Raw genomic sequence first — 12,752 nt, forward strand, 5'->3', positions numbered from 1 at the left:
TCTCCCGGACGGCGGCCCGCCGCCGGCGGCGCGCCCCGCAGCTCAGTCCGCGGCGTGCGCCCGCTCGGACACGGCGGTGACGGTCAGCCCGTCCGCCACGACGTCGGCGTCGACGTCCACCCGGACCGCGTCCCCGTCCACGACCGCCCCGGAGAGGATCGCCCTGGCGAGCTTGTCCCCGATCTCCCGCTGCACCAGCCGGCGCAGCGGCCGGGCGCCGTAGGCCGGGTCGTAGCCGGTGAGACCGAGCCACTCGGTGGCCGCGGGCGTGACCTCCAGGCGCAGGCGGCGCTGGCCCAGGCGCTCGGCGAGCTGGGCGACCTGGATGTCCACGATCTTCGACAGGTCGGACGTGGACAGCGGGTCGAACAGGATCACGTCGTCGAGCCGGTTCAGGAACTCGGGCTTGAACGAGGCGTTGACCACGTTCATCACCGCCTGCTTCTTCGCCTCCGGCTCGATGGTCTGGTCCACCAGGAACTGGCTGCCCAGGTTGGAGGTGAGGATCAGGATCACGTTGCGGAAGTCCACCGTGCGCCCCTGCCCGTCGGTGAGCCGGCCGTCGTCGAGCACCTGCAGCAGGATGTCGAAGACGTCCGGGTGGGCCTTCTCGATCTCGTCCAGCAGGACCACCGAGTACGGGCGGCGCCGCACGGACTCGGTGAGCTGGCCGCCCTCCTCGTAGCCGACGTAGCCGGGAGGGGCGCCGACCAGCCGGGAGACCGTGTGCTTCTCCCCGTACTCGGACATGTCGATCCGCACCAGCGCGCGCTCGTCGTCGAACTGGAACTCCGCCAGGGACTTCGCGAGCTCGGTCTTGCCCACGCCGGTGGGACCCAGGAACAGGAAGGAGCCGATCGGCCGGTTCGGGTCGGAGATCCCGGCGCGCGAGCGGCGCACGGCGTCGGCGACGGCCTGCACGGCCCGGTGCTGGCCGATGAGCCGCTTCCCGAGCACCTCCTCCATGTGCAGCAGCTTCTCGGTCTCGCCCTGGAGCATGCGTCCGGCGGGGATGCCGGTCCAAGCCGAGATCACCTCGGCGACGTCGTCGGCCGTGACCTCCTCGGAGACCATGGTGTCGTGCGGGGCGGAGGTGTCCTCCTGCTCCTGGGCGGCGTCGAGCTCCTTCTGCAGCGCCGGGATCTCGCCGTAGAGCAGCCGGGAGGCCTCCGCGAGGTCGCCCTGGCGCTGGGCCATCTCCGCCTGCGAGCGCAGGTTGTCGATCCGCTCCTTGAGGTCGCCGACGCGGTTCAGGCCGGCCTTCTCGGCCTCCCACCGGGCGTTGAGGGCGTCCAGGTCCGCCTTCTTGTCGGCCAGCTCCTGGCGCAGCGCGGCGAGGCGCTCGACGGACGCGGGGTCGGTCTCGCGCTCCAGCGCGAGCTCCTCCATGGTCAGGCGGTCGACGGCGCGGCGCAGCTGGTCGATCTCCTCCGGCGCGGAGTCGATCTCCATGCGCAGCCGCGAGGCGGCCTCGTCGACCAGGTCGATGGCCTTGTCCGGCAGCTGCCGGCCCGGGATGTACCGGTTGGACAGCGTGGCCGCCGCGACGAGCGCGGCGTCCGCGATCTGCACCTTGTGGTGGGCCTCGTAGCGCTCCTTGAGCCCGCGCAGGATCGCCACCGTGTCCTCCACGGAGGGCTCGCCGACGTAGACCTGCTGGAAGCGGCGCTCCAGGGCGGCGTCCTTCTCGATGTTCTCGCGGTACTCGTCCAGGGTGGTCGCGCCGATCAGGCGCAGCTCGCCGCGGGCCAGCATGGGCTTGAGCATGTTCCCGGCGTCCATCGAGCCCTCGGCGGCGCCGGCGCCGACCACGGTGTGGATCTCGTCGATGAAGGTGACGATCTGCCCCTCCGAGTCCTTGATCTCCTCGAGCACGGCCTTGAGCCGCTCCTCGAACTCGCCGCGGTACTTGGCGCCGGCCACCATGGACCCGAGGTCCAGGGAGATCAGCGTCTTGCCGCGCAGCGACTCGGGGACGTCCCCGGCGACCATGCGCTGGGCGAGGCCCTCGACGACGGCGGTCTTGCCGACGCCGGGCTCGCCGATCAGGACGGGGTTGTTCTTGGTGCGGCGGGACAGCACCTGCACCACGCGCCGGATCTCGGAGTCCCGCCCGATGACGGGGTCCAGCTTGCCCTCGCGGGCCATGGCGGTCAGGTCGGCGCCGAACTTCTCGAGCGCCTGGAAGGTGCCCTCGGGGTTGGGTGTGGTCACGCGGCGGTCTCCTCTCACGGACGGGACGGCGGTCCTCAGCTGCTCGGGTCCGGCGCCCGCGCCCCGCAGTATCTCCCCGACCTTCCCCTCCTGCTGGGCGAGGCCGTACAGGAGGTGCTCGGTGGAGATGTACTCGTCGCCGAGGGACTGGGCGAACTGCTCCGCGGCCTGGATGACCTGCAGCGCGCCCCGATTGAACTGGGCCTGGGCCGTGGAGGAGCCGGACGCGGAGGGCAGGGCCTTGATGGCGGCGCTGGCCTGCGCGGAGACGGCGTCGACGTCGGCCCCGGTGGCCTTCAGGACGGCGACGGCCACGCCCTCCCGCTGGTCCATGAGGGCCTTGAGGAGGTGGGCGGGCTCGACCTGCGGATTGCCCGCGGTCGAGGCGTTGGTGGAGGCGGCGGAGAGCGCCTCCTGGGACTTGGTGGTGAACTTGGTCTCCACTGCGGCTCCTTGGCGAGGGACGTTCTGGAACGGATGGGGGACGAACCGGCCCGGCACCGCTCACCAGTGGATGCGGCCGGGCAGTTCAGCTAACTTGAGTCTAGCGCACTCAACTCCCGGGCAACAGGGGTCTGTGCCAGCTCGGCGCCGGCGACCCGCCGTGGTTCCGTAGAACAGCACGGACCCCCGCCGGGCGAGCCTCGCGAGGCGCTCGTCCAGCAGGGGTCCGTGCTGTGCTGTCCGCGGGGGACCGTCGCCCGGCTAGCCGGTGCTCCTGCCCGTCAGCCGGTCTCGGAGCCGGTCGACCATGCCGACGCCGGGCCCGACGGTCTTGTGGAACAGCTCCGAGTGCGGCGCGGAGGGGTGCGGCCGGGTCGGCGCCACCTTCTTGGCGTTCTGCACCTTCCGGCCCAGCTCCACGAGGTCCTCGGCCGGGATGTGCGCCCGCAGCTTCGGGAACTGGTCGGACTCCTCGTCCTCGATGTGGTGGCGCAGCTGCGACTGCATCTCGCGGATCAGCTCCATGAACGCCGGCTCGGAGGCGTCGACGCCCTCCACCTGCTTCATCACCCGGACGAGATCGTCGTGCTCCTTCTTGTCGTGCTCGACCTCCTCGGCGCCGCCGGGCAGGTGCTTCTCCATCACCGGGTAGACGTGCATCTCCTCCGCGACGGCGTGGCGCATGACCTCCGCGATCACGGTGTCGGCCAGGTCCCTGCGCCGGGCGGCGTCCGGGGAGCCCTCGATCTGGCCGAGCAGTTCGAGCATCTCCCGGTGGTCGGTGGTGAGGATGTCGATGACATCGGTGTCCGGACCCGCAGCGTGGGTGTCGGTCATGGGACGCGCCTCCTTGAAGTCGTGGTTCCCGGTTCCGTGGGCGGCATGACGAGGCCCTGGAACCCGAGCGCGACACATATCACACGGATGCCCGATTTGTCCAAGATCACAGGCCCGAACCGTTGGATGCCCTCGACATCCTCCGTAGCATCGAGGTTTCCACCCGTTCGGCCCGACGACGCGCCTTCCACCCGCACCCCATGTTCCGCACGGAAGGATCCGCCATGTCCGCACCTCGCACTGCCGTGCTCCAGGTGATCAACGCCCCGGACCGCACCGGCACCCGCTTCGCCCTCTTCGCCCTCGCCCTCGGCGGCTTCGGCGTGGGCACCACCGAGTTCGCCTCGATGGGCCTGCTCCCCTTCATCGCCGAGGACCTCGACGCCTCGATCCCCTCCCTCGGTCACGCCATCTCCCTCTACGCCCTGGGCGTGGTCGTCGGCGCACCCCTCATCACGTCCCTGACCGCCCGGGTGGAGCGCAAGAGGCTCCTGCTCGGGCTGATGGTCGCCTTCACCGCCGGCAACGTCCTGTCCGCGGCCGCGCCGTCCCTCGAGTGGCTGTACGTGGCGCGCTTCCTCTCCGGCCTGCCCCACGGCGCCTACTTCGGGGTCGCCGCGGTGGTGGCCTCCTCCCTGGTGCCGCGCGAGCGGCGCGGCACCGCCGTGGCCCGCGTGGCGCTCGGCCTGACGGTCGCCAACATCGTGGGCGTCCCCCTGGCCGCTGTGCTCGGCGGGAGCCTGGGCTGGCGGGCCGGGTACGGGCTCGTGGTGGTCATCGGCCTGCTCACCGTCGCGGCCCTCGCCCTCTGGATCCCCCGCACCCGCAAGGGCGGCGGCGTCTCCGTGGCCCAGGAGGTCCGTGCCCTGGGCCGGCCCCAGGTGGCCCTGACCCTGCTGGCCGGGGCGGTCGGCTTCGGCGGCATGTTCGCGGTCTACACGTTCGTCTCCCCGATCCTGACCGAGCTCAGCGGCCTCGACATCTCCATGGTGCCGTGGGTGCTGGCCGTGTACGGCGTGGGCATGACCGCGGGCTCCCTGCTGGCGGGCCCGCTGCTGGACCGGTCCATCGAGAAGACCGCCCTGGGCGCGGGGGCCGTCTCCGGCGTGGCCCTGGCCTTCTTCGGCCTGTTCGCCCACTCCGCGGTCGCGGCCGTGCTCGGCGTGCTGTGGATCGGCGCCATGGGCGCCCTCTTCAGCACCGCGCTGCAGATGCGCCTGCTGCGCGAGGCCAAGGACGCCCCGTCCCTGACCGCCGCCATGAACCACGCGGCGTTCAACCTGGCCAACGCGATGGGCGCCTTCCTCGGCGGCGCCGTCATCACCGCCGGCTGGGGCTACCGCTCCCCCGCCTGGGTGGGCGTCGGCCTGGCCGTGGCCGGCCTGCTCATCCTGGGCTACGCGACCCGCCTGCACCGCACGGGGGGCGTCCCCGCCTCCTCGCCCGTGCGCACCGGGCCCTCCTGGGCCTACCAGGCCGTCTCCGACCTGTCCGTGCTCCTGCCGGAGCCGGCGCAGCTGCGCCCGGCCGCGGCGAACAGCGCCCGGATAACCGACTGGGCCGATCTGGGCCGGTGACCGGTGGCCGCCGGCGCCTCCTGCCTCCCGGGCGGGCGGCGCCGGCGGAGCCGCGTGGTCCCCGTGACCGGGACGGCCACCACCGGCCGCTCTTGTCCGCCCGCGGGCCAGGGGTCACGATGGGAGCGTCCGGACAGGAGGCGGCTCATGCGGATCGCACTCGTCGGCGATGTCATGCTCGGCCGGCTGGTCGACGAGCGGCTGCGCCACGAGGGCCCGGCCCATCCGTGGGGGGACGTCTTCCCCCTGCTCGCGCAGGCGGACCTGCGGTTCGCGAACCTCGAGTGCGTGCTCACCGACGACGGCCCGCCCTGGCCCGGCAAGAGGTTCCACTTCCGCTCGGACCGCAAGAACGTCGCGAGCCTGGAGGCCGCCGGCGTCGACGTCGTCTCGCTGGCGAACAACCACGTGCTCGACCACGGCGTGGAGGCCATGCGGGAGATGCTCCCCCTGCTCGACGAGCACGGCGTCCTGCACACCGGGGCGGGCCCGGACGCGGAGGCGGCACGACGCCCCGCGGTCTGCACCCGGGCCGGGACCGCGGTGGGCTTCCTCGCCTTCACGGACAACGAGCCGGGCTGGGCTGCGGGCTCCGCGTCCCCCGGCGTCCACCACGTGCCCGTCGACCTCGCCGACGACCGCGCTCGGGACCTCCTGCAGCTCGTCCGGCGGACCCGGGAGCGCACCGGCCTCCTCGTCGTCTCCGCCCACTGGGGACCCAACTGGGGCGCGCAGGTGCCGCCGGAGCACCGCGCGTTCGCCCACGCGCTGGTGGAGGCCGGGGCGGACGTGGTCTTCGGCCACTCCCCGCACGTCTTCCGCGGCGTCGAGGTGCACCGCGGCCGGCCGGTGATCTACGGCGCCGGGGACTTCGTCGACGACTACGCCGTCCGTCCCGACGAGCGCAACGACCAGTCCTTCGTCTTCCTGCTCGACGTCCGGGACGGCCTGCCCCGCCGCCTGCGCCTGCACCCCACGGTGATCGAGGACCTCCGGGCGAGGACGGCCACCGCCGAGGCCCGGGGCATCGCACGGCGGATGGAGCGGCTCAGCGCCGCGCTCGGCACGCGGTGCACGTGGCGCGACGACGAGCAGTGCCTCGACCTCGCGCTGGACTGAGGCCCTCCCGCTGTCCCGCCGCGAGCGCGCGGAGGACCCGCACCGGCCCCCCTTCCCGCCCGGCCGACGACCGGTCACCGCCTCCTGCGGGCCCTCGCCGGGGCGGTCCGTTCCCCGTCCGCGCCGCCCGGCGGTCCGCCGCGACCCTGACCCGACGTTAGAGTTGTCCCAGACTTCTCGGGGCCGTCAGGTCCCGGACGCGGCCCCGGCTCGACGCGAGCCGCCCGCACGACCTTGCTCCACCCCACGTTGAACCCACGATGAAAGCGGAATCCTTTGACCATTTCCTCCCGCAAGCTCAAGTCCCCGCCCCCGCTGCCCTCCGGGGGCCTGCGGATCACCCCGCTGGGCGGTCTGGGCGAGATCGGACGCAACATGACCGTCTTCGAGCACGCCGGCAAGCTGCTCGTCGTCGACTGCGGGGTGCTGTTCCCCGAGGAGCACCAGCCGGGCATCGACGTGATCCTGCCCGACTTCACCTCCATCCGGCACCGGTTGGGCGACATCGTCGGCATCGTGCTCACCCACGGCCACGAGGACCACATCGGGGGCGTGCCGTACCTGCTCAAGGAGCGCCCGGACATCCCGGTCATCGGCTCCGAGCTGACCCTGGCGTTCATCACGTCCAAGCTCAAGGAGCACCGGATCACCCCGAAGGCGGTCCACGTCGAGGCCGGGGACACCCACAAGGCGGGCCCGTTCGAGTGCGAGTTCGTCGCGGTCAACCACTCGATCCCGGACAGCCTGGCCGTGGCGATCCGCACGGACGCCGGGCTGGTGCTGCACACCGGGGACTTCCGGATGGACCAGTTCCCGCTGGACGACCGGATCACCGACCTGCGCCACTTCGCCCGCCTGGGCGACGAGGGCGTGGACCTGTTCCTCACCGACTCCACCAACGCCGAGGTCCCCGGTTTCACCACCTCGGAGCAGGAGCTGACGCCGGCGATCAACCAGGTCTTCGCCACCGCCCCGAAGCGGATCATCGTCTCCAGCTTCGCCAGCCACGTCCACCGCATCCAGCAGGTCCTCGACGCCGCCCACGCCCACGGGCGCAAGGTGGCCTTCGTGGGCCGGTCCATGGTCAAGAACATGGGCATCGCCCGCGACCTGGGCTACCTGAAGATCCCCCGCGGGCTGGTGGTCGACTTCAAGAAGCTCCAGTCCATGCCGGACGCCAAGGTCACCCTGGTGTGCACCGGCTCCCAGGGCGAGCCCCTGGCCGCGCTCTCGCGCATGGCCAACGAGACGCACCAGATCCAGCTCAACGCCGGGGACACGGTGCTCATGGCGAGCTCGCTGATCCCGGGCAACGAGAACGCGATCTACGGCATCATCAACAAGCTCACCGACCTCGGCGTGAAGGTCGTGCACAAGGGCAACGCCAAGGTCCACGTCTCCGGCCACGCCTCGGCCGGGGAGCTGGTCTACTGCTACAACATCGTCAAGCCCACCCACGTGCTGCCCGTGCACGGGGAGTCCAAGCACCTGCACGCCAACGCCGAGCTGGCGGTCCGCACCGGTGTCGACCCGGAGAACGTGCTGATCGGCCGGGACGGCACCGTCATCGACCTCGTCGACGGCCGGGCGCGGATCTCCGGGCAGGTGGAGGCCGGTCTGGTCTACGTCGACGGCCACACCGTGGGCAAGGTCACCGAGGAGACCCTGGTGGAGCGCCGGCTGCTGCAGGAGGGCGGAGTGGTCACGGTCGTGGCCATCGTCGACGCCGACACCAACGCGCTCGCCGAGCCGCTGGAGTTCCTGGCGAAGGGCTTCGTCCACGACGAGCACGTCTTCGACGGGGCCGCCGACAAGGTGAAGAACGCCCTGGCGCGCCCGGCCACGTCCAAGGTCGCCGACCTGGAGAAGCTCGAGTCGATCATCGCCGAGACCGTCTCCCGCCACCTGGAGCGCGCCTACCGGCGGGCCCCGCTGGTGACGGTCGTCGTCGTCGACGCCTGAGCCGCACGACCGCCCGGCCCCGGGGCCGGGACCGGGCGGTTGGTAGACTCGGGGTCCCCTGATTCCTGGAGGTCGTTCGATGCCGCAGCGCGTCCGCGGAGGCACCATGCAGATCGGCGAGCTCGCCGATCGGACCGAGCTGTCCCTGCGCACCATCCGCCACTACGACGAGGTGGGCCTGCTGCCGGCCTCGCGCACCGAGGGCGGGTTCCGCGTCTACACGGAGCGGGACGTGGAACGGCTCACCCACATCAAGCGGATGAAGCCGCTCGGCTTCTCCCTGGAGGAGATGGCCGAGCTGCTCGAGCTGCTCGGCGCCGACGAGCCCGCAGAGGCCCGGCTCGCCGACTACCTCGAGCGGGCCCACCCCGAGCGGGACCGGCTGGCCAGGAAGCTGGCCCAGGCGGACGAGTTCATCGCGATGCTGGAGCAGCGGCTCCGGCGATGACCGAGCGCTCGACGAGCTGCGCCGCCGAGCCCGTGGCGGTCCTCCGCAGCCCGTCCCCGCGGACCGCCCACCGCCCGGACCTGCAGGGTCTGCGCGGGGTGGCCGTGCTGCTGGTGGTGGTCTTCCACGTGTGGACCGAGAAGGTCTCCGGCGGGGTGGACGTGTTCTTCGAGCTCTCCGCGTTCCTGCTCACAGGCTCCTTCGCCCGCCGGATCGAGCACGGCCGGCCCCTGGAACTGCCGGCCTACTGGGCCCGGACCTTCGCCCGGCTGCTGGGCCCGGTGGCGGTGCTGCTGCTGGCCGTGCTCGCCGCGGTGTTCCTCTGGTTCCCGCCCAGCCGGTGGGCCGAGCTGCTGGCCCAGGCCTGGGGGTCGCTGTTCTACGTCGTGAACTGGGTGCTGGCGGACCAGGCCGTGGACTACTACGCCGGCAACTCCGCGGCCACGACCCCGCTGCAGCACATGTGGTCGCTGTCGGTGCAGGGCCAGGTGTTCCTGGTGTGGCCGCTGCTGCTGGCCGGGGCCGCCGTGACGGCCCGGCGGACCGGGACCGGGTTCCGCCCGGTGGCCTGGGTCGTGTTCGCCGCCGTGTTCGCCGGCTCGCTGGCCTGGTCGGTGGTGGCCACCGCGGCCGGGCCCGAGGCGGCCTACTTCAGCACCCTGACCCGGCTGTGGGAGTTCGCCCTGGGCTCCATGGCAGCCCTGGCCCTGGCCGGCTCCGGCACCGCGCGAACGGCCTCCCGGCGCCGGAGCGCCCCGGCCCGGGTGACCGGGGTGGTCCTGGGCTGGGCCGGGCTGGCCGCGATCCTGGCCACCCCCTTCCTCATCGGCCCCGACACCCGCTTCCCCGGCACCGTCGCCCTGGCCCCCACCCTGGGGGCCGCGGCGATCCTGCTCGGCGGTGCCCTGGCACCCGACGCCCGGACCGGCGCTGCCCGGCTCCTGTCGGCGCGTCCGCTGCAGTGGTTCGGGGACCGCGCCTACGGGATCTACCTGTGGCACTGGCCGTTGCTGATCACCTATCTGCTGCTCACGGCCCGGGACACCGTGCCGGTGCCGGCCGGACTCGGGATCCTGGCCGCCTCGGTGGTCCTCACCCGGGTCACCGCGCTGCTGCTGACCGGCTGGCGCGCCCTGCCCGGGATCCGTGCTCGCAGCGGGATCCGGCTGATCGCCACCGCCCTGCTCGTGGCGGTACCGCTCACCGGCGCCCACCAGTACACGGTGCTGCGCGACCCCACCGCCGGGGTGGAACGCACCGCGCAGAACTACCCCGGCGCCGCGGTGCTGCGCGGGGAGGCGAGCGAGGTCCCGGACGTGCCGATCATCCCCACCGAGGACGAGCGCGACCAGGAGTGGGGCGACACCGGGGACCCTTGTCCCCCCGAGCGGACCCCGCCGGGCATCGCCGAGCTGGGCGAGTGCAGGATCATCGCCCCCGACCCGGACCCCGCCGGCGGCACCGATCCGGGCGGCACCGACCCCGGTCTGACCCTGGTGGTCCTCGGGGACTCCCACGCCCGGCAGCTGCTCACGCCGATCCACCGGGTCGCCGACGCCCAGGGCTGGACGGTGGTCTCCTACCTGCGCAACGCCTGCCGCTACACGAGCGAGTCGGAGAACTACCAGGCCGAGTGCAACGACTTCAACACCGCGGCCCGGGAGGCGGTCCTGGAGACCGAGCCCGACGCGGTGCTGACCATCGGCACCCTCAGCCTGCCCGAGGCCCCGCACGAGAAGCTCGTCGAGGGCTACGAGGCCGGTGTGCAACCGTTCCTGGACGCCGGCATCCCGGTGCTGGCCTTCCGCGACAACCCGCGCTTCCCCTACGACATGTTCGAGTGCGTGGAGACCTACGGGCCCGACCGCGACCGCTGCAACGTCCCCCGCTCCGAGTCGCTGCTCCCCGTCAACCCGCTGGAGGAGCTGGCCGCCCGGCACGAGGACCTGCACAGCATCGACCTCACCGACCGGCTGTGCACCGGGACCACCTGCCCCGGGGTGGTCGGCAACATCATGGTCTACCGCGACCTCGACCACGTCACCTCCAGCTACGGCGAGACGCTGGTGCCCGACGTCGAGGAGCGCCTGCTGGCCGCCCTCGACCGGACGTGAGCCACCTCTCCCCCGCCCCGCGGCCGAGGACCCTACCCTCACGTTAGGATAGAGTCATGGCGCGGCCCCCACCGGTGCGCCCACCCACGGGCGCCACCCTTCCCGCGCGACGCCGCGTCCACCCGCGGGCACACCGCCCGGCACAACTCCAGCCCTTCCGCCCAGCCCTCCCCCGACCTCCTCTCCTGCGAACGGAGCCTCCTTGGCCACCACGACAGCCGGCCCCGCGGCCGACCTCACGCCCGAGCAGCGCCAGTCGGTGCGCCTGACCCTCCGGTCCCCCCGTCACCTCAAGACCGAGGTCCTGGCCGGGCTCGTGGTGGCCCTGGCGCTCATCCCGGAGGCGATCGCCTTCTCGATCATCGCCGGGGTGGACCCCCGCCTGGGCCTGTTCGCGTCCTTCACCATGGCCGTGACCACCGCCGTGCTGGGCGGCCGGCCCGCGATGATCTCCGCTGCCACCGGCGCGGTGGCGCTGGTGATCGCCCCGCTGGTGGCCTCCCACGGCATCGACTACTTCATCGCCGCGGTGATCCTGGCCGGGGTCTTCCAGGTGGTCCTGGCCCTGATCGGCGCGGCGCGGCTGATGCGCTTCATCCCGCGCTCGGTCATGGTGGGCTTCGTCAACGCCCTGGCCATCCTGATCTTCAGCTCCCAGATCCCCGAGCTGATCGGGGTGCCCTGGGCCGTCTACCCACTGACGGCCCTGGGCCTGGCCATCGTGTTCCTGTTCCCCCGGCTGACCGGCGCGGTCCCCGCCCCGCTGGTGGCCATCGTGGTGATCACCGCGATCGTGGTGCCGATGGGCATGGACGTGCCGAGCGTCGGCGACAAGGGCGAGCTGCCCGAGTCCCTGCCGTCGCTGTTCTTCCCCGACGTCCCGCTGGACCTGGAGACCTTCCGGATCATCGCCCCGTTCGCCCTGACCATGGCGCTGGTGGGCCTGCTCGAGTCGCTGATGACGGCCAAGCTCGTCGACGACATCACCGACACGCGCTCGAACAAGACCCGAGAGTCCTGGGCGCAGGGCGCGGCCAACATCGTGACCGGCTTCTTCGGCGGGATGGGCGGGTGCGCGATGATCGGCCAGACGATGATCAACGTGCGCGCCTCGGGGGCCCGCACCCGCATCTCCACCTTCCTGGCCGGGATCTTCCTGCTGCTCCTCGTCGTGACCCTCGGCGAGGTCGTGGCGGTCATCCCGATGGCGGCCCTGGTGGCCATCATGATCTTCGTGTCGTGGGCGACGTTCGACTGGCACTCGGTCCGCCCCTCGACCCTGGCGCGGATGCCCCTCCCGGAGACCCTGGTGATGCTCTCCACCGTGGCCGTGACCGTGTGGACGCACAACCTCGCCCTCGGCGTGATCGTGGGGGTGCTCGTGGCGATGGTCGCCTTCGCCCGCCGGGTGGCCCACTTCGTCACCGTCGACCGTGCGCTCGAGCGGCGCGACGGCCGGGAGACGGCGGTCTACACCGTGCACGGGGAGCTGTTCTTCGCCTCCTCCAACGACCTCTACACGATGTTCGACTACGCCGGGGACCCTCAGCAGATCGTCATCGACTTCTCCGGCTCCCATCTCTGGGACGCCTCCACCGTCGCCGCCCTGGACTCCGTGACGGACAAGTACGCCCACTACGGCAAGGACGTGGCGATCGTCGGGCTCAACCAGGCCAGCCGCCGGATGCGGGTGCGCCTGGGCGGAATGCTCAACTCCGAGCACTGACCCGGCGCACTGACCCGGCGCACCGGCCCGGCGGGCCGAGCCACGGCACGACTCCTCGGCACGCCCCGCCGACCCATGCATTTGCGATCACAACCCTTTGTGTCTGCATGTGAACTGGGTCACACTGAGGGGTCTTGCCGTACGCCGCGGGATCGAGCATTGTTGCTTCTCACCAGGGGATTCTGTGGTCCGCCAAGGATCATCCCCCGGCTCCCGCACCGTCGACCGACAGCGCGCCGCCTCCGGACTCCGGGGGGCGTCACCCGCATCGGGTCCCGGCGCGGGAGCAGCAGGGAGCGGGGCCGGCTGGG

Annotated in this window: 8 protein-coding genes; 6 read left to right on the plus strand and 2 right to left on the minus strand. The window is 72.2% G+C overall.

Going from position 1 to position 12,752, the window contains the following annotated elements:
• Positions 1 to 42: 42 nt before the first annotated feature.
• Both clpB and ACP7CD_RS06995 read right to left on the minus strand, forming a co-directional pair.
• Positions 43 to 2,658, minus strand: coding sequence for an ATP-dependent chaperone ClpB (gene clpB, locus ACP7CD_RS06990; RefSeq protein WP_426119663.1), 2,616 nt, complete (start codon positions 2,656 to 2,658; stop codon positions 43 to 45).
• A gap of 261 nt (positions 2,659 to 2,919) precedes the next feature.
• Positions 2,920 to 3,495, minus strand: coding sequence for a hemerythrin domain-containing protein (locus tag ACP7CD_RS06995; RefSeq protein ID WP_095650387.1), 576 nt, complete (start codon positions 3,493 to 3,495; stop codon positions 2,920 to 2,922).
• A 224-nt stretch (positions 3,496 to 3,719) separates the two neighbouring features.
• Between ACP7CD_RS06995 and ACP7CD_RS07000 the strand changes: the two genes are divergently transcribed.
• The 6 genes from ACP7CD_RS07000 to ACP7CD_RS07025 all read left to right on the plus strand — a co-directional run bounded on the left by ACP7CD_RS07000 (position 3,720) and on the right by ACP7CD_RS07025 (position 12,441).
• Positions 3,720 to 5,072: an MFS transporter gene (locus ACP7CD_RS07000; RefSeq protein WP_426119665.1), complete on the plus strand. Its 1,353-nt coding sequence runs from the start codon at positions 3,720 to 3,722 to the stop codon at positions 5,070 to 5,072.
• A gap of 147 nt (positions 5,073 to 5,219) precedes the next feature.
• The gene (locus tag ACP7CD_RS07005; protein ID WP_426119667.1) at positions 5,220 to 6,191 is read left to right on the plus strand and encodes a CapA family protein; all 972 of its coding nucleotides are present in this window, start codon (positions 5,220 to 5,222) and stop codon (positions 6,189 to 6,191) included.
• Positions 6,192 to 6,467: 276 nt separating this feature from the next.
• Positions 6,468 to 8,153, plus strand: a complete 1,686-nt coding sequence (locus tag ACP7CD_RS07010) for a ribonuclease J (protein ID WP_095650384.1) — start codon at positions 6,468 to 6,470, stop codon at positions 8,151 to 8,153.
• A gap of 79 nt (positions 8,154 to 8,232) precedes the next feature.
• Entirely contained in the window at positions 8,233 to 8,601 is a 369-nt protein-coding gene (locus ACP7CD_RS07015; protein WP_017832581.1) for a MerR family transcriptional regulator, read from the plus strand.
• Positions 8,598 to 10,715 carry an acyltransferase family protein gene (locus ACP7CD_RS07020; protein WP_426119670.1) on the plus strand — a complete coding sequence of 706 codons (2,118 nt, stop codon included), beginning with the start codon at positions 8,598 to 8,600 and terminating at the stop codon, positions 10,713 to 10,715. Before ACP7CD_RS07015 ends, ACP7CD_RS07020 begins: the two co-directional genes overlap by 4 nt.
• Positions 10,716 to 10,917: 202 nt before the next feature.
• A complete protein-coding gene (locus tag ACP7CD_RS07025; protein ID WP_426119672.1) occupies positions 10,918 to 12,441 on the plus strand; it encodes a SulP family inorganic anion transporter in 1,524 nt (507 codons plus the stop codon).
• Positions 12,442 to 12,752: the final 311 nt, after the last annotated feature.

The organism is Kocuria sp. LHG3120 (assembly GCF_049897445.1).
Lineage (GTDB): Bacteria > Actinomycetota > Actinomycetes > Actinomycetales > Micrococcaceae > Kocuria > Kocuria rosea.